We start from the raw sequence: 24,111 nt of genomic DNA, 5'->3' as shown, positions 1-24,111 counted from the left end.
TTTGCTACGAGTCGGGGTGCCGGCCGGTTCCGTAGGCGACGCCAGGTGTGGGACTGCCGATAAGTTGGCTGACGGTGACGAAGTGATAGTCCTGGGCCGCTAGGTCGGCCAGAAACTTCGGCATGGCGTCGACGGTTGACTTGTGGATGTCGTGCATCAAGACGATCGAGCCAGGGGTGATTGCTTCAGCGGCCTTGATCGTCTTTTTGGTGTTGCGAGTCTTCCAATCCATGGTGTCGACGCTCCACAGTGCCACCGGGGTGTTAAGTGATTTTTTGAGGTTTTCCGGAATCTCACCGTACGGTGGGCGAATCAACGTGGGGTTCTCACCCGTGGCCTCCTTGATGGCCGCATCAGCTTTTTGCAGTTCGGTTTCTGCTCTGGATGTGGAAACCTGGCTCAAGCTCTGGTGAGACCAGGTGTGGTTGCCGATTTCATGTCCCTCGGTCAGTTCTTCCTTGGCTATGTGAGGAAACTTTTTGACGCTTTTCCCGATGAGGAAAAAGGTGGCCTTGGCGTTGTACCGATCAAGTATCGACAGCAGCGATTCGGTGTAAGTGCCCGGTCCATCATCAAAGGTCAGGGCAACGCATTTAACTTGGCTGCAGTCGGGGATGGGGACTTTCTGATCCGTCGGTGATGCGATGGCTTGATCCGTTACGTTGCCGGGCGAGGCGCCCAATGGGTATCCCTGCCACCTTTCGCTCAGGGGGGCAGCGCATCCAGAAACTAGGACTAGGCAGAAGAGTGCGGCAAAAAGGCGAAGCGGTGTGGAGCGGGAAGACATGTCGACAATAGTGCCTGCTTAACCTGCGAAGTTCCTCCATCGAGGTCCCCTTCGACGAAAGTTAGGCCGAGTTCTTATGGCCCAAAGATGGCTCGCATGAAGAGCAACGACGAGCATTAAGAAGCAACACTACTTCCTTCGCTTGAAGTTTCAACTAAATATGTGCGATGGTTATTAAGAACCAGCGGACGGGATGTTTCTCCGCCGCCGAGCCAGAACCATTCCCCGGAATCTGGTTGCGACGACATAGCTCTTAAGGAATTCTCATGGACACTGCAGCAAAAAACGCCTCATTACTCACCGCCGCCCAGACAATCCTGCGCGTAGTTATCGGTTTCCTCTTTGCCGCCCACGGCTGGCAGAAGTATTTCCAGTTCACTCTCGATGGCACGGTGGCCGCCTTCGGCCAGATGGGCGTTCCGGCGGCCTCTCTGGTGGCACCCGTAGTGGCAACCCTTGAAATCGTTGGTGGCATTGCCCTGATCCTCGGCGTTCTCACCCGCATCTTTGCCGTCCTGCTCACCGCAAACATGCTTGGCGCGCTCTTCATGGTCCATGTCTCGGCCGGTGTCTTTGTTGAAGTCGGCGGCTTTGAGCTGGTACTGGCGCTGGCTGCCGGTGCTGCAGTTGTTGCACTGCTCGGTGCCGGTCGCCTCTCCGTGGACCGCTTCATTCCGGGCCGCATCGCCGCCTAGTCTCCATAGCGAAACAGACAGAACCCCCGTGGTCGCCGGTTGAATCCGGTGACCACGGGGGTTCTGTTTAGTGCTGCGAAGTCCTACTTGGCGTCGATGGGAATCAGCAGATCCTTGACGGCCGGGTCGGTACGCAGGAATTCCTGAACTGCCGGATCTTGGAAGGCCTTAACAAGGTTCTTCACATTTTCGGTGTCCTGGAATTCGCTGCCGATGGTCAACTGGCCGGCGAACTCGTCCGGTGCGGCCGGTGCGTAAATCTGCTGTTCCAGTGGAACCTTGGCTGCCACATAGTACTCGGTGTAGCCAACTGTGGCATCCAAGTCGGGCAGGGAGCGAGACTGGGCGGCGAAGTCGAGCAGCTTGAACTTGATGTTCTTCGGGTTTTCGGCGATATCCTTCTGAGTCGCCTTCCACTTATCCACGCCGTCGGCCAGCTTGATCAGACCGGCGCGCTCGAGCAACCACAACCCCTGGGCCTCGTTCGCCGGATCCGAGTACAGCGAAATGGTGGCACCGTTCGGGATTTCCTCAACGGACTTGTACTTCTCGCTCCAGATGCCAAATCCCCAGCGGAAGACGGGAACAGCGGCGGTGAGTTTGAAGTCCGGATTGGCCTCAAGAACCTGAGAGAGCCACAATTTGTGCTGGTAAATGGTTCCTGCGACCTCGCCGGTGGATACGGCGCGGTTCAGCGTGGTCGAATCGGCTAGGCCCTTGAAGGCAACCTTGATGCCATATTTCGGCGCGACTTCCTCGGCGACAAAGTTCACCAAGGCCTGCTCGGCGTGGTTGCCTTCGGCGGTGACCACGGTCAGCGTTGCGCCGGCAACATTGTTCGGCGATTTTGTCCCGGAGCCGGCGTTGATGGCCACCGTAGCGATGATGGCAGCCGCCACGGCAATGGCTCCCACGGCCCAGGGCCATTTCTTCTTCTTACTGATGGTGAAGCCGTGGTCATCTGGGCTGGGAGCAGTCTTCGTATCGGTGGTGCTCATGAGGGTATGGACCTTTCGAGTGAACGGGTGCGAGTGTCGGTGGTGCGTGGTGAGGTGGTGATGGGATTATTTGCGGCGGCTGAGGTGCGGGGTGGCTGCCCGCACCAATGCATCTCCGGTGAGCTGAACGATCGTGACCATGAGAATCAGCAGGATGACGGTGGCCAGCATGACGGTGTTGTCAAAGCGCTGGTAACCGTAGGTGACGGCGACGTAGCCGATGCCACCTGCGCCGATGGTTCCGGCGATGGCCGAGTACTCGATCATCGCGATGGTATTGATGGTGAGCCCGCCCAGAATCGCTGGAACTGCCTCACCAAGCTGGGCCGTGCGAATGATTTGCAGGGGCGAACCGCCCGAGGCACGCGCCGCGGCGGTGACCGAAAGCGGAACATCGCGCAAACAGTTCTCCACCAACCGAGCGAAGAAGGGGATGCCGGCCAGTGACATGGGAACGACTGCCGCGGCAATGCCAATGTTGGTGCCGGTGATAAAGCGGGTGAACGGGACAATCGCCGCCATCAACACCAGGAACGGCAGTGAGCGGCCGATGTTCACGATCCAGCTGAGCACCGAATAGGTGCCTTGGCGTTCGAAGAGTCCACCCGGAGCCATATTGTGCAGCGCCACGGCGATCGGGGTTCCCACCACGATGACAATGAGCATCACGATGCCGACCATCGCAAGTGTCTCGCCGAGGGCCGGAAGCAGAAGTGCCGGCAAATCGGCCAGTGCGGTATCGGACAGCGCGTGAATCTGGACTGCCGAGGAAATGTTTAGGCCCATTGGAGATCCTCAGTGGCTCGGGTATCGGACGAGTGATCAAGCGCGGAGTTCGCGATGGCGAGTTCCCCCGGGATTGCCCGCAGCCCATGGCGGGCGAAGGCGGCGGTGGCCAAGTGCGCGGGGGCACGGAGCCCGACCGTGGCGTTGCCGGTGCTAGTTCCGTCAATGCTCTGGATGGTGGCGGCCAGCAGGGCTACCGGCTCTGCCAGCTCGGCCGAAACCAGCTGAAGCCAATCGCTGGGTACTTTTCGCGAGTCGTAGGTGACATGCCAGAGGCTTGAGCCTGCTTCGGGTTCTGCCGGCGAGAGGTGAGGTTGCAGGGCGCGTCCCAGGGCCGAGTCGTGGTCGGTAAGCAGGTCCACCAACGATCCTTGTTCGGTGATCCGACCGTTCTCTAATCGGGCGGCGGAATCGGCAACGTGCAGCACCGTATCCATTTCGTGGGTAATGAACACCACCGCCAGATCCAGATCGTCACGTAGCTGGCGCAGTAGCGAGACGACGGATCGGGTGGTTTCGGGGTCGAGGCCCGAAGTGGCTTCATCGGAGAGCAAAACCGCCGGTCGCAAAGCTAGTGCCCGGGCAATGCCCACCCGCTGCAGCTGGCCACCGGAGAGCTCAAAGGGGTAGTGGTTTGCACGGTGCGAGAGCCCCACGCGTTCAAGCAGTTCGCCGACCCGCGCCTTGGTTTCTGCCGGGGTGACACCGAGATACTGCAGCGGCAGGGCGATGTTTTCGGCGGCTGTGCGGCGGGAGAGCAAACTCGCCGACTGAAATACCGTGCCGATGCGGCGTCGGGCCACACGCAATTTGCGTTCGGGTAGCTGCGCTAGGTCCTCACCGTTGACGATCACCTGACCCGAGGTCGGGCGTTCCAAGAGGTTGATGCACTGGGCGAGCGTTGACTTGCCGGCGCCCGAGGGGCCGACGATGGCAAGAATTTCGCCGTTTGCGACGTCAATGTCCAAGTTGTCCAAGACGGTGAGGGATTGTTCTCCATGTCCGTAGACCTTGGTGAGGTTCTTCAGGCTGATCATGCTGTGGGCTCTCATGCTGGCGTGGTGCCGTTTGGCACCTTTCGTGTGGCGGCTCCGTGTGGCTCGGAATTCCGGGGGACTTCATTAGTTTGCGGTCGGGGGATAGGGCGCCGCTACGGTGAAGTCACGCCGTGGCATGTGAGGAAATATGACGACATGTTGGCCGGTCAATCCATCGTGATCTATTACGTTTCATGTCGGTTGGGCTAAGGCCATCGACATGTTTCTTCATTCTTGATTCGCGGCAGCACAGCACGTGTTATCGCGATCAGGGGAGGGCGCAGCCAAAACCGGAGAGCGAGTGGTTACCGGCCCGCCGGTTACTGTGCACTATCGGTTACGGGAGCTTCCTCGAATCGCGGTGTCCCGTCACGTTGCCGTTGGCTCAAAAATTTTCCCTGCTCGCAAGTCGTAGCGGGCCACTCTCATTGATGGCCACAGGATTGGGTGTTCCATAGATGGGGGAACGCCTACAGCCACTTCTTCGGTGTGCACACTGCATCCGAGCTGGTCGGATTTATCGCCTTGTTCTTAAGAATGGCGTCTGCTTAGACTGTCGCTGTGAGTCTGATCTTGGATGAAGGACCCTTTTTTCACGGCACAAAAGCTGATCTCCGGGAAGGCGATCTCCTAGAAGCTGGCTTTCGCTCGAATTATCGTCCGGAGGTCGTGATGAACCATATCTATTTCACCGCGCTTCCAAATGGTGCTGGACTCGCCGCGGAACTCGCGCAGGGTGACGGCGTCCCTCGGGTCTATGTGGTTGAGCCGACCGGCATGTTCGAGAATGACCCGAACGTGACCGACAAGAAGTTTCCGGGCAACCCCACCCGTTCTTACCGCAGCAGAACCCCACTCAGGATTATTGGCGAAGTCACCGATTGGCCACGACAGACGACCGAGGCATTGCAGGCTTGGAAAGAGCGCCTCGCGGAGCTTCGCGCCGACGAACGCGGTGAAATCATCAACTGACGAATATCGTTTTTGCGCCCGGTTCGGCTGATAGTTCGGATGGAACGCACGAGCGACTCCCTATGGGAATAGGGTACAACGACATTACGTGGGGCAAAGTCCATCAGTCGGTGACTTGTAGGGTGGGGGATATGAGTATTAGTAGAAAGTCGCAGTTGGCCTTGATACTGTCCATTGCTCTGGTCGTTTCCGGTGCTCTTCTCATCACGTTCTCAAACTTGGGGATCCTGGGATGGGTCTTGATTCTGTTGGGCATAGGCGCGGAAATAATCGCCGTTACACGCAAAAGAACAATGCTTCAGTGACGGCGAAATTTCCGGCGAATATGACGTTGTCAGCCTCGGGGAATTCAACGATCCGTTCTGATGGATCAACTTCATCTGCCCTAGCTGATCGCGAATTGGAAAGCTGGATTGCCGAGGTGCGGGAAAATCCGGGCCCCTCGTGCGCTGCGGTTGGCGTGCAAGCCCTTCGTGCTGACTCCGAGGCACGCGCCAAATCACGCGTTCCTGGGCCCGAATTGCCTAACGTCAAAGACCTTAGTGCCGATACAGGGTTGAGTTGGCGTCTGTATCGAGCAAGTCATGAAGAAAAACCAATGGTGATTTACCTGCACGGAGGCGGGTTCGTCTTCGGAGATTTGAACTCTCATGATGGAATTTGCCGGAGACTGGCACTAATGGCAGATGTAGCAGTTCTGGCCGTGGACTACAGGCGCGCACCTGAAAATCCCAGCCCCGCTGCTGTGGACGACGCGGTAAGCGCTTATACCTGGGCAGTGGAACACTTATCCGAGCTAGGTGGCTCGGCACAGAATGGCGTCGCATTGGCAGGTGACAGCGCAGGAGGCGCGATTGCCTTGTTAGCCGCAACACGGCTCGTTGAAGACTCGATGTCACCTTCGGCGCTATTCCTCGGATACCCAAACGCCGATATGACCCTTGGCCAACAAAGTATCACCGCGAAGGGCAACGGGTGGAGTCTCGACTCAGCCGACCTTTCCTGGTTTGTTGAGCAATGGGTGCCCGACCCCAGCCGTCGAGATTACCCGACGGTTAGCCCGATACATGCTTCTTTGCATGGTTTGCCCGCGGTCATGCTCATCACGGCCGAACACGACCCCTTAAGGGATGAGGGTGAACTACTTGCTGAGAAACTACGAGGTGCAAACGTTCCCACGTGCCATTACATGGAACGGGGACTCGTGCACGGTTTCTTCGGACTGACACATATCTCTCCGGCGGCTGAGCATGCAGCAAGCCGGGCCTTCGCTGATTTCGGGAAGTTTCTGCGCGAAGCTACCAACCAACCCCATGCAAAACCTTTTCAATGCTAAGTAAACGATTCGGTGCTCTGCGCTGAGGGCCCGGCAACTCGCTGTCGGGGGCATCGCGCCTGCTGCCGACGGACTCGCTCGCCGGACATGCTCCTGACGAAACTGCGCACTAGGATGAGCCTCTATGAGAGAGATTGACCAGGAAGTTAATTACCTCCGGTTCGAGCGAGTTGCCCCGGACGATGTTTGGGCTGAAATCGCGAGTCTCATCGTCTTGAGCTTTGCAGCCCCTCCTTACAATGAATCACCAGACGAATTGCAAAGCATTGATCAATGGGGCCGCGAGAAACTTGCTAGTCCTGGTGGGCGACTTGTCGCGGCGAGGCACGATGGACACTTGGTCGGCTTTGCGTTATCTCAGAGACTGGATCAGGACAGCTCTTGGCTGCGACGACTAAACGCGATGCTGCCCACGCTAGACGCGGAAATCTCGCCTTCGAGAACCGTAATTATCCAGGAACTCGCTGTCGACGAAAACTTTCGAGGCCGGGGGATAGCTAAACAGTGCATCCGTGAACTCCTGTCGAGCCGAACCGAACAGGATGCCGTCTTGGGTGTTTTCGGCCAAGCCTCCCAGGTCCGAGAGATTTATCGGCACTGGGGGTTTTCGGAGCTTGGAACCTCTCCCATTTACGGGGGAACCGTAACTCTACATACCTTGCATCGCAAACTTCCTTGGACGGCCTAGACATCAATCGGTAACCCGTCTCGCAAAAAGCGCTTGGCTTCCCGGACCATATCGTCACGGTAACTCAGTAAAGAACTTCGTGCGGAAGAATTATTAACCACGATCGGAATCACCAGACGCGCCGGCTGGTACCGGCGGTACAGGGTCGGAAACGCCGAAAAGTATTCCGGCGATCGATGGATGGCCGGTGTCCAATTTCTCGGTGGCCTGGACCATTGAGTTCAACGTCTGGCCCGTCTGCACGGGAAACCCACTGCGGGACTTGTGATGGAGAATTGAACTCCACTGGCCGCCGCGACTCTCGGAATCACAAAATTGTTGAAATGGGTGATTGGCGTAGGTGGAGCGGAAGATTCCGGAATGGCTTATGTACCCGCTCGGACTGCTCCATTCAATAGGAAACTAGCTTTTGCCAACGGTGAGTGCCAGCGCCCCACCAAGGCCGATCATGACCACGCTGCCACCAGCACCCATATGGGAAAGGCGTTTCGGGTTACGGGCAAACAATGCCGGTGCTGTGCCGAGCGACACCGGAAATGCAACATTTTATCTGTGATCGCCCCTCGATCGGCGCACCGTTTCGGATGCCAATCGAAAAATGAGGTAGACAGGTGTACGACCGTTAGGGTTCATTAGTGGCAAAAATTGTTGTCCAGGCCTTTACGTTCTCGCCGAGTTCGAGATGCACCTCTATAGCGTTCAGCTCCTTTTGCAGTATGGACACGCTAGCGATTCCGCCTGCGTCAGCTCCGCAGTCACTAGCGCCGATCCTTACTCCACTGCTGAGAACGATGTCCCACGATGATGAATCTTCACATGAAACCATGAATCCGACTGAATCGAATCCAGTAGGCACTTCACCGATTGGCAACTCAATTGACCCAATACTTTCTACCTCGCCGATTACTCGGCTTGACTTGGCGAGACGCTGAACAGATTCCGAATGCATCTTATAGATATCAGTCGTCGTCGAATCGGCAGAGTCGGGTGAAACGGGGGAACTGCCTGTCATTTCGGCAGGGTCAGTAGCTGCTGGCGTAGAGACGCCAGTACAGGAGACCAAGAGCAGCGAAATTAGTGTTAGTCCTGAAATCGCCCGTAGATACGTTGGGTCATGAGGAAGATTGTCCATTACTAATACATAATCAAGCTTGCGTGTCGCACGTATATCACCGATTATTTTTTTCCAGGCGATTTTACTCAAAAATTCAAGCACTTGAACTGTCTTTTTGGAATCTTGTGGGCGGGAGGAGAAGTTGTCTATTCTCGTTACAAAAGTAGGTTTATTCGAAGAAGTCTGACGAAAAATCGGCTGGCTTAGTACCTTCCTTGCCAGTTAGGGAGTGTCGAAATCGGATCGCAGAAGACTTCCGAGGTCTAGCTGAAGTGCAGGAATTGATCCTGCACGCCTACTGCCGACGATGCAGCGGCCTTATTGGTCCGACTCATCTGCGAATGACCAGCCCCCGCTGAGGAGGTTCTTGTGGTGGCGCTCGGTCCGAGTGGCATTCGGCGGCAGTGAACGCACCAATGCTTGTCAGCCCTCGGCGTGAAGTCTCCACCGAGAAGCAAGCAAGCCGGCACATCGCCTCGGGTGAAGTGAATTTGCCTTGCTTGTAATGGAGTAAAACGGCCCGGACGGCGAGAGCTGATTGACGAAAAGGCGATCGTCCGCATATCCTGAACGAACGGTCAGTAAATAATTCTTTGTCACAGTGAGGTGAGCTCTATGGCTACGCAGCAAGAAGGCGGCGGAAGGCTATCCGCAGTACTTTCTCCTGAGGAGCAAGCAGGGCAGGATCGGTTTAATCAGATCATTGCCGAAGACTCGCGCATTGAGCCGCGCGACTGGATGCCCGAGGCTTACCGCAAGACCTTAACGCGGCAGATGTCGCAGCATGCCCACTCCGAGATCATCGGCATGCAGCCCGAGGCCAACTGGATTACCAGGGCGCCGTCCCTGAAACGCAAGGCCATCTTGATGGCCAAGGTCCAGGACGAAGCGGGCCATGGGCTCTACCTCTACTCGGGAACCGAAACCTTGGGCACCCCCCGAGACGAGCTAAACGACCAGCTGATGACCGGCAAGGCCAAGTACTCCTCGATCTTCAACTACCCGGCACGATCATGGGCGGATATGGGCGCCATCGGTTGGTTGGTTGACGGTGCTGCCATCGCCAACCAGGTTCCGCTGTGCCGCGCCTCGTACGGACCCTACGGCCGAGCCATGGTGCGCATTTGTAAGGAAGAATCCTTCCACCAGCGTCAAGGCTTTGAGATCCTTTTGGAACTCTCCAACGGCACCCCGGCGCAGAAGAAGATGGCGCAAGATGCGGTTAACCGCTTCTACGCCCCCTCGCTGATGATGTTCGGACCTCCGGATTCCGATTCCCCGAACTCCGGGCAGTCCACGGCCTGGAAGATCAAGCGTTTCTCCAACGATGAATTACGCCAACGCTTTGTGGGCATGATCGTTGAACAGATCAAAATTTTGGGCCTGACTCTGCCGGACCCCGAGCTCCGCTTCGATGCGGAAACCGGAACCTGGCTCCACATGGATCTGGACTGGGTCGAGTTCAAGGCAGTAATCGCCGGCAACGGACCGTGCAATGCGCAACGCTTGCAACGCCGACGTGATGCACACAATGAAGGCGCCTGGGTGCGCGAAGCAGCAGCCGCGTATGCGGCAAAGATGGCTCGAAAGACTGAGGTTGCATAGGTTATGACGGATACAAACGGTACCTGGCCGCTCTGGGAAGTATTTGTTCGCTCCTCCCGCGGACTCTCTCACGTCCATGCCGGATCGTTGCATGCACCGGATGCGGAAATGGCACTGAAGAACGCGCGTGACCTCTACACCCGACGCAACGAGGGCATCTCCCTGTGGGTTGTGGCCAGCACGGACATCATTGCCTCAGACCCGGACGCCAAGGGCATGTACTTCGAGTCCCCGCAGGGCAAGGACTACCGGCACGCCACGTACTACACCAAGAGCGAAGGCGTGAAGCACCTGTGAGCACACACGAAATTGACCACTCACTCGATAGCTTCGGCGACTCCAACGCCTCGGCCACCCGCGTCACCCCGGGCAACGCCCTGCGCCCCGAGGACATTGCCATCGAGCAGGTTAAACCCAGCGAGCAGGTGGCCGAATACGCCCTGCGGTTGGGCGACGACGCACTGATCTTGGCCCAGCGACTCTCGCATTGGATCTCCCGAGGTCCGGAGATCGAGGAAGACATCGCTCTGGGCAACATTGCCCTGGACCAGTTGGGCCACGCCCGTTCCTTCCTCTCCTACGCCGCGAAGGCCTGGGATAAGACCGAGGACGATCTGGCCTACTGGCGCGAGGAGGAGGACTTCCGTTCCCTGCACATCGTCGAGCAACCCAACGGCGACTTCGGTGTGACCATCGCACGCCAGCTGATCATCTCCATCTACCAGCACCTGCTGTACACGGCATTGCTGGATTCCAGAGATCCGACGATTGCCGCCATTAGCGCCAAGGCCGTCAAGGAGGTCGACTACCACCGCGACCACGCCATCGCCTGGACCCTGCGCCTCGGCCTGGGCACCGAGGAATCGGCTCGCCGCATGCGCCACGCCTTAGATGTGTTGTGGCCCTATGTGGGGGAGATGTTCGAGGACGAGGAGTTGCACGCAACCCTGGGCGACGTGGCCGTTGCACCCTCAACGCTGCGCGCAGCCTGGGACCAGGAATTCTCCGCCGTACTGGCCGATGCCGAACTGGCGCTGCCCACCATTCCCTTCGCGATGGCCCGCGGCCGCCGCGGCGAACACTCCGAACACCTGGGCTTCATTCTGGCCGAAATGCAGGTACTGGCGCGCAAGCACCCCGGCGCCAGCTGGTAAGCAAAGGACCCGAAAAATGATTGCCACCATCACCGAGCTGCGAGAGATCGCCGCACGGGTTACCGACCCCGAGATCCCGGTGCTCACCATCGCGGATCTCGGGATCCTGCGGGACGTGGAGCTTCAGGAGGACACCGTAGTTGTCACCATCACCCCCACCTATTCAGGATGCCCGGCGATGGACGCCATCACCGAGGACCTTGGCACCGTCTTCAAGGCCTCCGGGTTTGAGAAGGTCCGCGTCAACTTGGTCCTTTCCCCGGCTTGGAGCACCGACTGGATGAGCGATTCCGGCAAGGCCAAGCTCGAGGCCTACGGCATCGCCCCTCCCACCGGAACCGGCCACCGTGGGCCCGTAACTCTGGGACTGGGCGTGAAATGCCCGCAATGCCACTCACTAAATACCAAAGAACTTTCCCGTTTTGGCTCCACCTCCTGTAAGTCCATGTACCAATGCAAGGATTGCCTGGAACCCTTCGACTACTTCAAGGTGCTCTCATGACAGACACGACTGCTTCCCTCCCTGGCGACACGGACATTGATCCGGAGATCCCTGGCCGCCGCCGCACCACCTTCCATACCCTGAGCGTCGCCGAGGTTCGCCGGCTCACCGCCGATGCCATCGAGGTCACCTTCGAGGTCCCCGCCGACCTCGCCGGCCAGTATGACTACCTGCCGGGCCAGTACGTGGCCCTGCGCAAGGAACTCGAAGATGCCGACGGCAACCTCGTGGAGCTGCGCCGCAGTTACTCCATCTGCGCGGTACCTACCCCCGGGGCCATTCATGTGGCGATCAAGCGCGACATCGGGGGGATCTTCTCCACCTGGGCCAATGAGTCACTGCGGGCCGGAGACACCATGGATGTCATGAGCCCCACCGGCGGATTCATTTCCAAGCACCAGATGACCGGGATGAATGATCCCGAATCCATCAACGTGGAAACCGAAGATACCTTTGTAGCCGTTGCTGCAGGCTCGGGCATCACCCCGGTCATGGCCATCGCCCGCACCGTGCTGGCCGCCAATGAGAACGTGCATTTCGACCTCATCTACGCGAACAAGGCCTCGATGGACGTCATGTTCCTAGAGGAACTGGCAGATTTGAAGGACAGGTATCCGGCCCGGTTTGCCCTGCACCACGTGCTGAGCCGTGAACAGCGCATCTCCCCCTTGCTTTCAGGACGTATCGACGCCGAGAAGCTGAATAAGCTGCTCGGTGCCGTCATCCGCACCGACCAGGTGGACGAATGGTTCCTGTGTGGTCCCTTCGAGCTGGTCCAGTTGGTGCGCGATAACCTGGCCGCCCAGGGCGTGCCGGCGGAAAAGGTTCGCTTCGAGCTATTCACCACCGGGGAACCCAACCGCCCGGAGGGAAACATTGGCCGCCCGGTCATCATTGACGACGCGGATGAGACCTACCAGATTGAGTTTAAACTCGACGGCTTGCAGGGCGAGGTTAAGAGCCCGGTTAATGCCCGTGAGACCATCCTCAACGCCGCGCTGCGAGTCCGACCGGATGTTCCCTTCGCCTGCGCCGGCGGAGTGTGCGGCACCTGCCGTGCCAAGGTCGTCGAGGGCGCCGTGGATATGGACGAGAACTACGCCCTAGAGCCGGACGAAATCGAAAAGGGCTACGTGCTGACCTGCCAGTCGCGCCCCACCACCGAACGCGTCCTGGTCGACTACGACGCCTAGCCGCTATCCACCAGGCCAAGGATCCATCCGCAGTTGCGGGTGGATCCTTGGCATAGGATCAACAACCGGAGTGAACACACCATCATGATTGAACTGAACATCACCGCCGGCGTGGCCGAGATCGTGCTCAACGCCCCGGAAAAGATGAATGCGCTGAACGAGGCCGCGCTTGATGAACTTGCGGCCGCCTACGACGAGGCCGCCGAGGGCGTGGAAACCGGTCAGGTGCGGGCGCTGCTGCTGCGCGGCGAGGGCCGAGGCTTCTGTGCCGGACGCGATATCTCGGGAGTGGTTCCTGCCGACGATGACGTCATGGGCTACCTCGGGGGCAAAGTCCAGCCACTGCTGGTGAAGATGTCCTCGTTCCCAGCACCTACCTTCGCCGCCGTGCAGGGTGCCTGCCTGGGTGTCGGGCTCGGTCTGGCGATCGCCACCGACGTGGTCTACGTGGCACAGAACGCCAAGATCGGTTCGCCCTTTGCCAACCTCGGCGCGACCCTGGATTCGGGCGGACACTGGCTGTTTACCGAGCGTCTGGGCACCCACCGCACGCTGGATCTGATCTACACCGCGGAGCTGATCAGCGGTGCCGACGCGGTGGCCTCCGGGCTCTTCTCTCGAGCCATGGCCGCCGAAGAATTGCTGGAAAGCACCCGCGGGATCGTGGCTAAGGTGGCCAACGGTGCCACCGAGGCCTTCCGGGTCTCTAAGGAACTGGTGGCCCAGATTCGTGACCAACGGTTGGGCCTCTGGGAATCGATGAAAGAAGAGAACCAGGCCCAGGCCGACCTGTGCGCCACCGAGGACTACGCCGAGGGATTCTTGGCGTTCCAGGAAAAGCGGAAGCCGATCTTCAAAGGCTAAGCCCTAGTCCTGAAGGCTACTCTCCAGAATGGATGAACCCTGCCACTGCCGCTTGCCACAGTTCCTTTACCTTCGTTGATGTCCGGCCTAGCTTTTTATGAGGGTGCCGGAGCGCGGCAAGGCAAGCAGCGGCAGAGCAGCAAAAGCCGTCAGTGCAACCCAGATCCACATAGCCGGTTGCAGGCCAAACCCATCACCGGCCAGCCCGCCAATGATCCCCAGCACTGGCACGGGGCCCATGGTGAACACGAGCCGGAACCCTTGCTGGCGTCCCATCATCTCGTCCGGGGTGAATCTGGCCAGCAACCCATAGGCCGTCGCGTTGTAGCTAACGATCAGCGCGTTGTAGAGCACCGAGTGGGCGATGACCAATATGAGCCCGATGCCCACCACACTGCCGGCCAGCGGAATCAAGGCCACTGCCAGGGGCAGAGACATCACCGATAAGGCGAGGACCCTGACTTCACCCAGCTTGGACACCAGCGCTGGCACCATCAAGGAGCCAAGCAATCCGCCGATGGCAATCGTGGAGATGACCAACCCAATCACCTGAGGGGTGAAACCCAAGACCTTCACGAAGTAGAGCGTCTCTACCGCCGAGCCGAAGGCCAAGCCCATGTTGGTGATCGCCGAGGAGGAAATGAGCGCACGAATGGTTCGGTGTCTCAGGGTGAAAAGTAGCCCCTCAGCGAAGGATTGTTTGAAGCCGATCCGAGGTGTTAGCTCCTGCGCGGGAAGCAAGGTCGCGGTCTTTTTACCGAATCCCCACAGTAGGGTCGCGGCGGCCAGAAGATTTGCCGTTCCGGCCACCAACAAGGTGAACGGTGCCGACATGATGGCCACCAGAACGCCTGCCAGCCCCGGGGCGATGATACCCACCGACGTATCGATGGTTTCCTTCCGGGCAAAGGCGGTCGACACCAATTCACGTCCGACCAGTCCCGGTATGGCAGCGCCCGCACCCATGGACCACAGCATGCCCGCCACTCCGACCAGGAATGAGACGGCGACCAGCTGCGGATAGCTCAAGACGCCCAGCATCCAGCTCAGCGGGATAGAAAATATGGCCAGCCCGCCAGCCAACTGGGCCCACATCATGGTCTTGATGCGGTTAACCCGATCGAGCATGATTCCTGCAGGAATCGCCAGAAATAGGAACGCCACCGATTCGGAGGCGTTGAGGATCCCGATCTGGGTCGCGTTGGCACCCAAGGCGTAAATCGCCACCAGATCATTGGCAACGTTCAAGACACCCGAAGCGACGGCGCCAAAGGCCACCGACACTAGCAGGGTTCCAAAGCCCGGTCGGCTACGCAGTCGGGGTGGCGCGACATTGTCCAGCTCCGGGTCCTGTCGCTGACTCATGGCAACCGATCTTTGGTGGGCTTGAATACGGTCTTCCCGATGCTACCCGATGGATTTTGGTCGTTCAGCCGTTGCTTCTTCTACTGGTTCGCCGCGCAGCAGGGCCGACATTCTTGCTCTGGCTTGCCTTCCCTCCGGGATCGGCAGCAGCGGGTAGACATGGACCATATTCAGTGCCTCATGAAATTCTGTGGGCACCCCGGCGGCACGGGCCTTAGCGACCAGAAGCTTGGCGTCCGGGTTGGTGATGTCTCGGGTACCGACGAACACGGTGAGGGGGCCAAGCCCCGACATATCGCCGCAGAGAGGGCTGACCATCGGGTTCGTCAATGAGAGTCCATCACGCCAAAGATCCACGGCCGTGTGCAGACCGGGCCGAACCAACCACGGATCATCTGGCTCCACGGCGTCAATCTCCGGATTGCTCAGGCTCAGATCCAGCGCGGGAGCGATCAGCACGGTGTGGGCCAGGGCCACCTGATCATCTCGAAGTAGCAGGGACGCTGAAAGCGCGATTTGGCCGCCGGCCGAGTCGCCCACCACTGAGACGTTGTTTGCACCGTGTTTTTCGCAGAGGCTGCGAAGTAGCTCGGCGATCCGGGGGACAACACTCGCTGCTGTTCCGTGGGGTGCCAACGGATAAATGGGAACCAGTATCTGCGAGCTGGTGGCAGTGGTCAGCTCGGCGACAAGCTGCCAATGCTGCGGGGCAATTTGGTTGATCCATGCGCCGCCGTGGACATAAACAATGTGTTGTTGTGGAGTGGTTTCGGCAGGAACCACCGTGTAAAGGGGCCATCCGCGGTCATGGTCCACCGTGATGGATACACCTCTCAGGGCGCGCCGTGGTGGACCATAGGGTTGCGGGCGCAACTGGCGATCGGCAATGAGCTTTGAGGTCTCATCAACACTGGCGAAACGGCGGCGGTAGCCGAGGGCTCTCAACAGGGGAGGAACCAAATAGCTGGCAAGACTGGACATGATGTACTCCTTGGCGGGAAGTTGCGAGATCACCCAACGGCGACTGACCGCACCATCTCACGATTGAGTGCGGAGCTGACGTGCCGTCTGGGACGGGCTAGCGGGTATCAACGTCCTCGAAGATCAGGAAGGTTTGTGTGTCGAGCACACCCGGCATGGATTGGAGCTGGTCGAAGATGACACGACGCAAGTCAACGTTGTCCCGAGCGCGCACCAGCAAAATCACATCGAAGTTTCCCCCGACCAAACCAATGTGGTGCACCTCCGGCATCGCGGAAAGTCGTTCACGCATCTCTCGCCAGGAATGCTGGCGCAGCTTTAAAGTGACATAGGCGCTGGCGCGGAGCCCCGCTCGCAGCGGATCAATGACGGCCGTGTAGCGCGTGATGACACCCTCGTCCTGGAGCCGATTGATGCGTGAATAGGCGTGAGCGCGGGAGACATGGACCTTTTGCGCGACGGTGGTTACCGACTGTCGACCGTCCTTGGTGAGTTCCTCCATGATTCGACGATCCACCTCGTCGAGTCGAACCGGGGGAGTCTCCATCAAATGCCTCTTTCCGCTTTGTCCAAAAACCATCATGTAGTGACGGTCACATTTTCAATCCGTCTCCAAGAGTAGCGATCTCATGCGCAGATATCCAGAATTCCCGAACAAGCTGGATACATTTGTGCTCGAAAACCCATACTTGAGTCAAGAAATGACATCAACGCACCATGTGGCATAGGCCACCTTGTGGCATGAAGAGCGCAGAAAGGCGTGAACCGTGACGATGACCGAACCACGCGAAGGAATTGAGCAGGTGAGCAGCAAATTCGGCATCACCCCCGAGGACTATATGCTGCCCGCCCGCACCGAAATTCACATGCTCGATATCAATGGCAAGTTGCACCCTTCGGGGGAGCAGGGCGTTGAACCGGGCCATGAATACCCGCTACCTAGCCCCAAGGTGCTGGTGGATGCCTACGAACAACTTGTCATCGGCCGTCGCGTAAACGACCAGAACTCCGCCCTCGTGCGTCAGGGGCGCATGGCCGTTTATCCTTCGAGCCACGGACAGGAGGCGGCGCAGGTCGCCGCCGCACTCTGTTTGGGGGAGAACGACTGGATGTTCCCGACCTACCGGGACACCGTGGCCGTGATGGCCAAGGGGGTTGCCCCCATGGAGGTCATGGCCGGATTCCGTGGCGATTGGCACAGCGGCTATGACCCGAAAAAATACAAGGTCTCGATCCAATCGACGCCGTTGACCACCCAGCTGCTGCACGCGGTGGGCGTTGCCCACGCTGCGAAGCTGCGCGGCGAAGACACGGTAGTGCTGGCCATGTGCGGCGACGGAGCCACGAGTGAAGGCGACTTCCACGAGGCGCTGAACTTTGCTGCGGTATTCAACGTGCCGGTGATCTTTTTCGTGCAGAACAACCAATACGCGATTTCCGTGCCGCTCTCCGCGCAGTCGGTTGCCCCCTCGCTCGCCCACAAGGCCGTCGGCTACGGCATGGCCGGGGAACGTGTAGACGGCAACGACCTCATCGCCCTGCTGGCGGTGCTTCGCCGAGCCGTCCGCCTCGCGAGAGAAGGTAATGGGCCGCTGCTGGTCGAGGCCCATACCTACCGCATGCAGGCACACACCAACGCCGACGACGCCACCCGATACCGCGAGGACGCCGAGGTTCAAGCCTGGATCGCCAAGGACCCGGTCGCCCGAATGCGCAGTTATCTTTTGGACGCCGGGTTGCTTCCGGAAGCCACCGAAGCCCGGATCACGGCAAGCGCCGAGGCGGTGGCCCAGACGCTACGCGATGGGATGAATTCGGAGAACACCCCGGATCCGACAGATCTCTTCGCGCACGTTTTTTCGACACCCACTACCCAACTCACCGAGCAGGCAGCCATGCTCGCCGACGAACTCGCCCGCGAAGAGGAGACCCGATGAGCGCCACCGCAACCACATCCTCGGCGGCCAACGGCAATGTCAGCGCGGCCACCGCACAGGCAGCTGCACGCACGGCCAACACCGGAACCCAGCCGGTAACTTTCGCCAAGGCGCTGAACACCGCCCTGGCAGATTCCATGGACTCGACGGATTCAGTCCTGGTCTTCGGCGAGGACGTCGGAATTCTCGGTGGAGTATTTCGGATCACCGACGGCCTGACCAAACGCTTTGGCACCAATCGCTGCTTTGATACCCCGCTGGCCGAATCCGGCATCGTGGGCATGGCCATCGGTATGGCCATGAACGGCATGCGTCCGGTGATCGAAATGCAATTTGATGCCTTCGCCTACCCGGCGTTCGAGCAGATCGCCTCCCACGTGGCCAAGATGCACAACCGCACCAAGGGCAAGATGCCCTTACCGCTGGTCATCCGCATCCCCTACGCCGGCGGCATCGGGGGAGTGGAACACCACTGCGACTCCTCCGAGTCCTACTACGCCCACACCCCGGGACTCAAGGTCTTCACCCCGGCCACCGTCACCGACGCCTACCTGATGCTGCGCGAAGCCATCGATTCCCCGGACCCGGTCATCTTCATGGAACCCAAGAAGCTGTACTGGACCAAGGAACAGGTCGACCTGGACGCGCTGCGTATCTCGCACGAAACCGCTGCGGTGCCTCTCACCGAGGGACGGGCTGCCATTGCACGCACCGGCACCGACGCCACGCTAATCGCCTACGGACCCTCGGTGTCCACCGCCATGGCAGCGGCCGAAGCAGCGGCGCTGGAGGGGCGCAGCCTCGAAGTCATTGATGTGCGCACCATAGTGCCCTTGGATGATGCCACCATCTGCGCGTCGGTACGCAAGACCGGGCGCGCCGTCGTGATCGCTGAGGCTCCGGGCTTTGCCTCGGTCTCCAGCGAGATCGTCGCGCGCATCCAGGAACGCTGCTTCCATTCCCTGGCCGCACCGGTACTGCGCGTCACCGGATTCGATACCCCGTACCCGGCACCCAAATTGGAAAAGTACTATTTGCCATCCGTTGACCGCATCCTGGATGCCGTTGATGCACTGCAATGGGAGGAAAAGGCATGAGCGTCAAGACCTTCTTATTGCCGGACCTAGGCGAAGGCCTCACCGAGGCCGAACTGGTGCGCTGGCTGGTTGCCGAGGGCGACACCATAGAAATTGACCAACCCGTTGCGGAGGTCGAAACGGCAAAATCGATGGTGGAGGTGCCCAGCCCCTATGCCGGGACCATCCACGAGCTCCACGGAGCAGAGGGCCAGATGATGCTGGTAGATGCCCCGCTCTTCTCCGTCCTCGAGGCCGGATCCTCCGCGCCGCCCCCCGCCTCGCCGCCGGTCCGTGAGGTGGCGCAGAGCTACCGCGAGGAAGAACGTGCCGGCACCGTAGCCCCTAAGAGCGAGGGGTCGGGAAACGTTTTGATCGGTTATGGAACGCCGGAAGGGCTTGCCGCCACACAACGCAAGCGCCGACCGCGATCCAGCATGACCACGTCGGATGGAAACGGTGCTGGACCCCAGCAATCCGTACGCAGCGCCGCCTTGGTCATCTCGCCGTTGGTCAGAAAGTTGGCTCGGGACCGCGGCATAAACATCGATAACGTCTCAGGCAGTGGGGCCGATGGGCTCATTCTGCGCTCGGACATCGAGGCTGCCACGGCCACGGCCGCACCTGCAACGGTTGCATCGTCACCCGCTCAGCACACGACGCCGGAGGATGCCACGGCGACGGATTCTAGGATCAACTCCGGTGCGTCTCCAGTTAGCGGAATCGACGCGCGCTCGGGGCTGCTCGTTGCCACACGTACCCCCATTACCGGGGTACGTAAGGCGATCGCCACTGCCATGAGTCGCTCGCGAAGCGAGATTCCCGAAGCCACGGTGTGGGTCGATGTTGATGCCACCAATCTTCTGCAGATGCGTTCGGCCATGAAAGCCAGCGACCCGGAAAACACTCCGGGCCTCTTAGCCTTCATTGCCCGTTTTGTGGTTGCTGGGCTACTCAAATACCCGGAGTTGAATACTCGGATCGAGCACAACGCCGCCGGCGACGCCGAAATTATTGGATTCGACGGCATCAACCTGGGTTTCGCAGCGCAAACCGACCGCGGTCTGATGGTTCCCTCCATTCGTAATGCACAGGACCTCAGTGCCCGCGGACTGAATAAGGAACTGTCTCGGCTGACAGAAGTAGCCCGCGCCGGTAAGGCGACCGTCGCCGAACTGACCAGCGGAACCTTCACCCTGAATAACTACGGTGTCTTCGGTGTGGACGGCTCGGCGGCCATCATCAATTATCCGGAGGTTGCCATCCTGGGCGTTGGTCGAATCATCGATAAGCCGTGGGTAGTTGACGGGGAACTGGCGGTCCGGAAGATGACCGAATTGACGCTGGCCTTCGACCATCGAGTCTGTGACGGCGGTACGGCCGCTGGCTTCCTGCGCTTTGTCGCCGACGCCATCGAAAATCCTGCCTCGGTGCTGGCTGATCTCTAAAAGCAATAATTCTGCCGGAGCCGATGCCCGTGGTTCAGCGTTCGTGAAGATCGCTGAGCCGCGGGCATTTGGCTTTTGCGGCCACCCCTTCTATCGGTGGAACTTCGGCTCTATCCTGAACCCATGAACAAGCTACCTGTTGAATATGAGCAGTATCTTGAAGGCAAAGACAAATACCATGTCGACTCCGTCATGCCGGTCTTTCTGGAATCCGTTGCGGAGGGAAAATTTGGCGTTCACATTCGTGGCCTCGGAGGGCATTCCGAGCAAGCCTATGTAGATGAATCAGTTCCCTTCGGAACCGTGAAAATCACCGTGCCTTAAAACCCGAAATGCTGGGCAACGGCATTCCATCCCTGGGTCCCACGACGGTGGCTCACGGGGATGGTTTTTGCTTAAGCGAGTTCTCATGCAGAATGTGTCTAAAGCCGTGACACCGCTTCACTCGGCACAAGAAAGATGGGGACCTCTCATGCCGCAACACCTAATGCCCGAGGTGGAACAAATCTCCGCATCGTGCTGGCGCTTACACAACCATGGCTTCGACATGAATTCTGGTTTAGTGGTGGGTCGGGAACGGGCCGCGGTGATCGACACCGGCTCGGGCCCGCGGGAAGCGGGCGGGCTTTATCAGGCCATCCGCAAGATCACCGATCTGCCGTTAGTGGTAATCAATACCCATGCTCATGGTGATCACGCCTTTGGCAACAGCTACTTCGCCGCCCATGGGGTTCAGGATTTCTACATCAGCACCGAGGCGGCCGAGCATCTGCGGGAAAGGGGTGAGGCGGAACGACAGCTGGTCCGCTTCCTAGAACCAGACATGGCGATGGGTAAGGGGGAATACTCGCGCATTTTGGTTCCCAAAAACATCGTTGACGAATCCGGTGTTACCTTGGACCTCGGCTCTGTGGCCTTGGAAATTTTTGGGCGGGGTCAAGGGCACACCGGCGGGGATTTGTTGGTGCGTAGCGGTAATGTCCTGTTCACCGGTGATCTGGTGGAGCAAGGTGGCCCGCCCAACTTCGAGGACGCCGATCCCTTTGCCTGGTCCAGGCTACTGGGCGCCTTAGAAGCCGAATGCTCCCCTGACACGGTGGTGGTACCGGGGCACGGGCACGTGGTCGACAAGGAATTTGTGGGTTTGCAGCACCGGGAAATGATTGCTGCCATTCGGGAAGGCCAGGAGATCATCGCATCACGGCCGGCCGGACGTTTTGACCCCACCGCTTATCAGCTGCAGATTCTTCCGTACGGTCCTGAACAGTCGGCGATCTTCCTGCAAAGGTTAGTTGAAATTCGGCCCTAACCTGTTGCGTAGGATGAAGGCATGAGCGAACAACCCTTCAGCCTGCGTCGGATTGCTGTGAGGGTGTATTCGCCATCGCTCCTCTACGGACTGGGGCTGGGCGCCGTAACGCCGATCATCGCTCTGTCGGCCCTAGAACGCGGCGCCGACTTGGCCACCGCGGCACTGATTGTGACTCTGGTTGGCGTTGGTTCCTTGATTTCCAATGTTCCAGCCGCGATGCTCACGACGAAGATCGGTGAGCGACTGTCGATGGTGGTTGCCTCCGGGTGGGCTGCGTTGGGCATGGGGCTGGGCATTCTGCCCTCGAGCTTGGCGGTGTTTTCCGTTGGCGTCACCATGATTGGCATGGCCGGGGCCGTCTTCAACTTAGCTCGACAATCCTATTTGGCCGAGGCAGTGCCCCTAGAATTTCGGGCGCGGGCGATGTCGACATTGGGCGGAGTGATGCGCATTGGTGTCTTCATCGGACCCTTTGCCGCCACCCTGGCCATGAAATGGTTGGGTATCGCCGGGGCATTTTGGGTGGCCATGGCAGCCATGGCGATCGCCGCGGTGGTCTGCCTGCGAATTCCGGACCTGGAGTCGCGGGCCGCGGTGGAGGTCGGGCAAACACGATCCGGTGGTTCGATGGTCTCGATCGCCAAGGATCAATGGCGGATCTTGTTGGGAATTGGCCTGGGTGTTGTGTGCATCTCCGCGGTGCGGGCCACTCGCCAGGTGGTGCTGCCGTTGTGGGGAGAAAATATCGGCTTAGATGCTGCCACCATTTCCCTGATCTACGGTGTCTCTGGTGCCATCGATATGCTCATCTTCTATCCCGCGGGCAAGGTCATGGATAAGCGCGGTCGCGTCTGGGTTGCAGTGCCGTGCATGGCAGTGATGGCCGTGGCACTGTTCTTACTGCCGCTGACACACAGCGTACCGACGATGATGGCCGTGGCGATGTTGTTGGGATTCGGCAATGGCATTGGTTCCGGAATTGTCATGACGCTTGGGGCAGACTATTCGCCGATTTCGGGACGAGCCAAGTTCTTGGGGCTGTGGCGGCTGATGTCCGACACCGGTGCCATGGCAGGGCCGGTGGTGCTTGCGGCATTTGTCGCAGTTGCTACCTTGGGCACAGGAGCCGTGGCAGTGGGTGCCGTGTCGCTGACGGGTGCCGGAATCTTTGCCTACTTCATTCCTCGGACCTACCGGAAACGAATGGGCGCGCCGTAACGAATAAATATCCCATGCACCAACATGCCCACCAGCATGGCTGAACCCAGAATCAAGGCAAGACCCACGACAAGGAAAAATAGCAGCTGGACGGATCCAAGCGTCCCGATGGCGGGGTGCGGCATCGATAGTGCGGCACACAAGAACAACAAGACCACGATGGCGCCAGCCACGCCCGCAAACAACAGCAGGCGACCTGCTGCCGATGGAATGATCCGTTCGGCGTCTCGCGGTGCCTCCGGTTTTCCATGGAGACGATGTAGGAACAGGCCCGCGACCATGCACCACCAAGCCACCACGAGGTAGGCAGCAATCACGTCACTGGGACGATGCCAACCCAAGACCAAGGTCGACGCTCCAGCGATTGCCGCATAAATCCAGCCCAGCAACGCCACCCAGGATCTGTGGGCAAGGGGGCTAACGATGAAGATCGCTGCCATCGAGGCGGCGGCAAAGGTGGTGTGCCCCGAGGGGAAGGAATTTACGGAAGCCGCCGAGATGTTCAAATCCGGGCGCTCCAATAACACGTGCTTGAGCAGCTGTGTGGATCCGGTGGCGCCAAGCATCATCATGATGGCCACACCCGGGCGCAAGAAATCCCGGCGCCGGATGAGCGCGATGAGGACGAAGCCTCCCGCGAGCAATGCCGATACGGCTGGCATATGGTCTAGGAAGGCAAGCGCCGAAGCGCGAGGCTTGTCCGCGGCGAGGAAAGCTTGCCCGCCGAGCAATGCTGCTTCATCGATCCATTGCCCGAGTTTGGTGCGGACAAAAAACTCAAAGGTCACCCCAAAGGCAGCCGCAACGAGCACTAATGCGCCACACCACAGGAACAACGCGCGGCCTGCGGAGGCCACTGGGGGAGGTGAAATGGATGATCTCATTGCCATCAGGGTGTCATATTTGCGGCTCCAACGGCATGAAACGTGGCGCTTATCCCACCCGAACGATTGGTGTTTTTCGCCTCCGTCTTCCGCAGCCAACAGAGCAGTTCCCCGATTCTCAGCACTCTTGACAATTTAATTTGTCAGTGGAATTCTGGA

The 24,111-nt window shown here is 59.2% G+C and carries 25 protein-coding genes; 16 read left to right on the top strand and 9 right to left on the bottom strand.

What is annotated here, in order from left to right:
- Positions 1-4: 4 nt before the first annotated feature.
- Positions 5-682 (bottom strand): polysaccharide deacetylase family protein, encoded by a 678-nt coding sequence (locus KUF55_RS12970; protein WP_255557026.1) that lies wholly within the window; start codon positions 680-682, stop codon positions 5-7.
- A 371-nt stretch (positions 683-1,053) separates the two neighbouring features.
- On the opposite strand from KUF55_RS12970, the gene KUF55_RS12965 reads away from it, so the two are divergent.
- The gene (locus KUF55_RS12965; protein ID WP_218816858.1) at positions 1,054-1,482 is read left to right on the top strand and encodes a DoxX family protein; all 429 of its coding nucleotides are present in this window, start codon (positions 1,054-1,056) and stop codon (positions 1,480-1,482) included.
- Between the two features lie 83 nt (positions 1,483-1,565).
- Here KUF55_RS12965 and KUF55_RS12960 read toward each other — a convergent pair whose 3' ends face one another.
- From KUF55_RS12960 to KUF55_RS12950, 3 genes are all read right to left on the bottom strand, one after another.
- Positions 1,566-2,480 carry a MetQ/NlpA family ABC transporter substrate-binding protein gene (locus KUF55_RS12960; RefSeq protein WP_218816857.1) on the bottom strand — a complete coding sequence of 305 codons (915 nt, stop codon included), beginning with the start codon at positions 2,478-2,480 and terminating at the stop codon, positions 1,566-1,568.
- 66 nt (positions 2,481-2,546) lie between these two features.
- Positions 2,547-3,266 (bottom strand): methionine ABC transporter permease, encoded by a 720-nt coding sequence (locus tag KUF55_RS12955; protein ID WP_132358887.1) that lies wholly within the window; start codon positions 3,264-3,266, stop codon positions 2,547-2,549.
- Positions 3,257-4,303: a methionine ABC transporter ATP-binding protein gene (locus tag KUF55_RS12950; RefSeq protein WP_218816856.1), complete on the bottom strand. Its 1,047-nt coding sequence runs from the start codon at positions 4,301-4,303 to the stop codon at positions 3,257-3,259. The genes KUF55_RS12955 and KUF55_RS12950 overlap by 10 nt, the downstream gene beginning before the upstream one ends.
- A gap of 561 nt (positions 4,304-4,864) precedes the next feature.
- Here KUF55_RS12950 and arr point away from each other — a divergent pair.
- From arr to KUF55_RS19080, 3 genes are all read left to right on the top strand, one after another.
- Positions 4,865-5,275 carry an NAD(+)--rifampin ADP-ribosyltransferase gene (arr, locus tag KUF55_RS12945; RefSeq protein WP_218816855.1) on the top strand — a complete coding sequence of 137 codons (411 nt, stop codon included), beginning with the start codon at positions 4,865-4,867 and terminating at the stop codon, positions 5,273-5,275.
- A 232-nt stretch (positions 5,276-5,507) separates the two neighbouring features.
- Positions 5,508-6,611 carry an alpha/beta hydrolase gene (locus tag KUF55_RS12940; protein ID WP_218816854.1) on the top strand — a complete coding sequence of 368 codons (1,104 nt, stop codon included), beginning with the start codon at positions 5,508-5,510 and terminating at the stop codon, positions 6,609-6,611.
- Positions 6,612-6,735: 124 nt separating this feature from the next.
- A complete protein-coding gene (locus tag KUF55_RS19080; protein WP_218816853.1) occupies positions 6,736-7,299 on the top strand; it encodes a GNAT family N-acetyltransferase in 564 nt (187 codons plus the stop codon).
- A gap of 622 nt (positions 7,300-7,921) precedes the next feature.
- Here KUF55_RS19080 and KUF55_RS12930 read toward each other — a convergent pair.
- A complete protein-coding gene (locus KUF55_RS12930) occupies positions 7,922-8,515 on the bottom strand; it encodes a hypothetical protein (protein WP_218816852.1) in 594 nt (197 codons plus the stop codon).
- A 513-nt stretch (positions 8,516-9,028) separates the two neighbouring features.
- Between KUF55_RS12930 and paaA the strand changes: the two genes are divergently transcribed.
- The 6 genes from paaA (at position 9,029) to KUF55_RS12900 (ending at position 13,731) form a co-directional block, all read left to right on the top strand.
- Positions 9,029-10,018, top strand: coding sequence for a 1,2-phenylacetyl-CoA epoxidase subunit PaaA (paaA, locus tag KUF55_RS12925; protein WP_132358877.1), 990 nt, complete (start codon positions 9,029-9,031; stop codon positions 10,016-10,018).
- 3 nt (positions 10,019-10,021) lie between these two features.
- On the top strand, positions 10,022-10,315 hold the full coding sequence (paaB, locus tag KUF55_RS12920) for a 1,2-phenylacetyl-CoA epoxidase subunit PaaB (protein WP_132358875.1): 294 nt from the start codon (positions 10,022-10,024) through the stop codon (positions 10,313-10,315).
- Positions 10,312-11,172: a 1,2-phenylacetyl-CoA epoxidase subunit PaaC gene (gene paaC / locus KUF55_RS12915; protein ID WP_132358873.1), complete on the top strand. Its 861-nt coding sequence runs from the start codon at positions 10,312-10,314 to the stop codon at positions 11,170-11,172. The genes paaB and paaC overlap by 4 nt, the downstream gene beginning before the upstream one ends.
- A gap of 16 nt (positions 11,173-11,188) precedes the next feature.
- Positions 11,189-11,674: a 1,2-phenylacetyl-CoA epoxidase subunit PaaD gene (paaD, locus tag KUF55_RS12910; protein WP_132358871.1), complete on the top strand. Its 486-nt coding sequence runs from the start codon at positions 11,189-11,191 to the stop codon at positions 11,672-11,674.
- Positions 11,671-12,867 carry a 1,2-phenylacetyl-CoA epoxidase subunit PaaE gene (gene paaE / locus KUF55_RS12905; RefSeq protein WP_132358869.1) on the top strand — a complete coding sequence of 399 codons (1,197 nt, stop codon included), beginning with the start codon at positions 11,671-11,673 and terminating at the stop codon, positions 12,865-12,867. Before paaD ends, paaE begins: the two co-directional genes overlap by 4 nt.
- Before the next feature lie 84 nt (positions 12,868-12,951).
- Positions 12,952-13,731: an enoyl-CoA hydratase/isomerase family protein gene (locus KUF55_RS12900; RefSeq protein WP_218816851.1), complete on the top strand. Its 780-nt coding sequence runs from the start codon at positions 12,952-12,954 to the stop codon at positions 13,729-13,731.
- 87 nt (positions 13,732-13,818) lie between these two features.
- Here KUF55_RS12900 and KUF55_RS12895 read toward each other — a convergent pair whose 3' ends face one another.
- The 3 genes from KUF55_RS12895 to KUF55_RS12885 form a co-directional block, all read right to left on the bottom strand.
- Positions 13,819-15,096 carry an MFS transporter gene (locus KUF55_RS12895; RefSeq protein WP_218816850.1) on the bottom strand — a complete coding sequence of 426 codons (1,278 nt, stop codon included), beginning with the start codon at positions 15,094-15,096 and terminating at the stop codon, positions 13,819-13,821.
- Positions 15,097-15,138: 42 nt separating this feature from the next.
- Positions 15,139-16,077, bottom strand: coding sequence for an alpha/beta hydrolase fold domain-containing protein (locus tag KUF55_RS12890; protein ID WP_218816849.1), 939 nt, complete (start codon positions 16,075-16,077; stop codon positions 15,139-15,141).
- A 97-nt stretch (positions 16,078-16,174) separates the two neighbouring features.
- Entirely contained in the window at positions 16,175-16,624 is a 450-nt protein-coding gene (locus KUF55_RS12885; RefSeq protein WP_132358861.1) for an Lrp/AsnC family transcriptional regulator, read from the bottom strand.
- 226 nt (positions 16,625-16,850) lie between these two features.
- Here KUF55_RS12885 and KUF55_RS12880 point away from each other — a divergent pair, with 226 nt between their 5' ends.
- The 6 genes from KUF55_RS12880 (at position 16,851) to KUF55_RS12855 (ending at position 23,068) form a co-directional block, all read left to right on the top strand.
- Positions 16,851-18,014 carry a thiamine pyrophosphate-dependent dehydrogenase E1 component subunit alpha gene (locus KUF55_RS12880; protein WP_132358860.1) on the top strand — a complete coding sequence of 388 codons (1,164 nt, stop codon included), beginning with the start codon at positions 16,851-16,853 and terminating at the stop codon, positions 18,012-18,014.
- Entirely contained in the window at positions 18,011-19,111 is a 1,101-nt protein-coding gene (locus tag KUF55_RS12875) for an alpha-ketoacid dehydrogenase subunit beta (protein WP_132358858.1), read from the top strand. Before KUF55_RS12880 ends, KUF55_RS12875 begins: the two co-directional genes overlap by 4 nt.
- Complete coding sequence (locus tag KUF55_RS12870; protein ID WP_218816848.1) at positions 19,108-20,538, top strand: dihydrolipoamide acetyltransferase family protein; 1,431 nt, start codon at positions 19,108-19,110, stop codon at positions 20,536-20,538. Before KUF55_RS12875 ends, KUF55_RS12870 begins: the two co-directional genes overlap by 4 nt.
- A 123-nt stretch (positions 20,539-20,661) precedes the next feature.
- Positions 20,662-20,862 (top strand): hypothetical protein, encoded by a 201-nt coding sequence (locus tag KUF55_RS12865; RefSeq protein ID WP_132358855.1) that lies wholly within the window; start codon positions 20,662-20,664, stop codon positions 20,860-20,862.
- An 85-nt stretch (positions 20,863-20,947) separates the two neighbouring features.
- Positions 20,948-21,847: an MBL fold metallo-hydrolase gene (locus KUF55_RS12860; RefSeq protein ID WP_218816847.1), complete on the top strand. Its 900-nt coding sequence runs from the start codon at positions 20,948-20,950 to the stop codon at positions 21,845-21,847.
- Positions 21,848-21,868: 21 nt separating this feature from the next.
- Positions 21,869-23,068 carry an MFS transporter gene (locus tag KUF55_RS12855; protein ID WP_218816846.1) on the top strand — a complete coding sequence of 400 codons (1,200 nt, stop codon included), beginning with the start codon at positions 21,869-21,871 and terminating at the stop codon, positions 23,066-23,068.
- Here KUF55_RS12855 and KUF55_RS12850 read toward each other — a convergent pair.
- Positions 23,041-23,958, bottom strand: coding sequence for a phosphatase PAP2 family protein (locus KUF55_RS12850; RefSeq protein WP_218816845.1), 918 nt, complete (start codon positions 23,956-23,958; stop codon positions 23,041-23,043). The genes KUF55_RS12855 and KUF55_RS12850 overlap by 28 nt on opposite strands.
- Positions 23,959-24,111: the final 153 nt, after the last annotated feature.

Source organism: Paeniglutamicibacter sp. Y32M11 (assembly GCF_019285735.1).
GTDB lineage: Bacteria > Actinomycetota > Actinomycetes > Actinomycetales > Micrococcaceae > Paeniglutamicibacter.
The sequence above is the reverse complement of the archived record's forward strand: the minus strand, read 5'-3'. Positions and strand labels throughout refer to the sequence as shown.

Coding starts and splice junctions, on each gene's coding strand:
- KUF55_RS12880 (WP_132358860.1), top strand. CDS start 16,851: ATGACCGAACCACGCGAAGGAATTGAGCAGGTGAGCAGCAAATTCGGC.
- KUF55_RS12940 (WP_218816854.1), top strand. CDS start 5,508: ATGGGTCTTGATTCTGTTGGGCATAGGCGCGGAAATAATCGCCGTTAC.
- KUF55_RS12955 (WP_132358887.1), bottom strand. CDS start 3,266: ATGGGCCTAAACATTTCCTCGGCAGTCCAGATTCACGCGCTGTCCGAT.
- KUF55_RS12890 (WP_218816849.1), bottom strand. CDS start 16,077: ATGTCCAGTCTTGCCAGCTATTTGGTTCCTCCCCTGTTGAGAGCCCTC.
- KUF55_RS12865 (WP_132358855.1), top strand. CDS start 20,662: ATGAACAAGCTACCTGTTGAATATGAGCAGTATCTTGAAGGCAAAGAC.
- KUF55_RS12870 (WP_218816848.1), top strand. CDS start 19,108: ATGAGCGTCAAGACCTTCTTATTGCCGGACCTAGGCGAAGGCCTCACC.
- paaA (WP_132358877.1), top strand. CDS start 9,029: ATGGCTACGCAGCAAGAAGGCGGCGGAAGGCTATCCGCAGTACTTTCT.
- KUF55_RS12965 (WP_218816858.1), top strand. CDS start 1,054: ATGGACACTGCAGCAAAAAACGCCTCATTACTCACCGCCGCCCAGACA.
- paaE (WP_132358869.1), top strand. CDS start 11,671: ATGACAGACACGACTGCTTCCCTCCCTGGCGACACGGACATTGATCCG.
- KUF55_RS12855 (WP_218816846.1), top strand. CDS start 21,869: ATGAGCGAACAACCCTTCAGCCTGCGTCGGATTGCTGTGAGGGTGTAT.
- paaD (WP_132358871.1), top strand. CDS start 11,189: ATGATTGCCACCATCACCGAGCTGCGAGAGATCGCCGCACGGGTTACC.
- KUF55_RS12960 (WP_218816857.1), bottom strand. CDS start 2,480: ATGAGCACCACCGATACGAAGACTGCTCCCAGCCCAGATGACCACGGC.
- KUF55_RS12900 (WP_218816851.1), top strand. CDS start 12,952: ATGATTGAACTGAACATCACCGCCGGCGTGGCCGAGATCGTGCTCAAC.
- KUF55_RS12895 (WP_218816850.1), bottom strand. CDS start 15,096: ATGAGTCAGCGACAGGACCCGGAGCTGGACAATGTCGCGCCACCCCGA.
- KUF55_RS12885 (WP_132358861.1), bottom strand. CDS start 16,624: ATGGAGACTCCCCCGGTTCGACTCGACGAGGTGGATCGTCGAATCATG.
- KUF55_RS19080 (WP_218816853.1), top strand. CDS start 6,736: ATGAGAGAGATTGACCAGGAAGTTAATTACCTCCGGTTCGAGCGAGTT.
- KUF55_RS12850 (WP_218816845.1), bottom strand. CDS start 23,958: ATGGCAATGAGATCATCCATTTCACCTCCCCCAGTGGCCTCCGCAGGC.
- paaB (WP_132358875.1), top strand. CDS start 10,022: ATGACGGATACAAACGGTACCTGGCCGCTCTGGGAAGTATTTGTTCGC.
- KUF55_RS12875 (WP_132358858.1), top strand. CDS start 18,011: ATGAGCGCCACCGCAACCACATCCTCGGCGGCCAACGGCAATGTCAGC.
- KUF55_RS12860 (WP_218816847.1), top strand. CDS start 20,948: ATGCAGAATGTGTCTAAAGCCGTGACACCGCTTCACTCGGCACAAGAA.
- KUF55_RS12950 (WP_218816856.1), bottom strand. CDS start 4,303: ATGATCAGCCTGAAGAACCTCACCAAGGTCTACGGACATGGAGAACAA.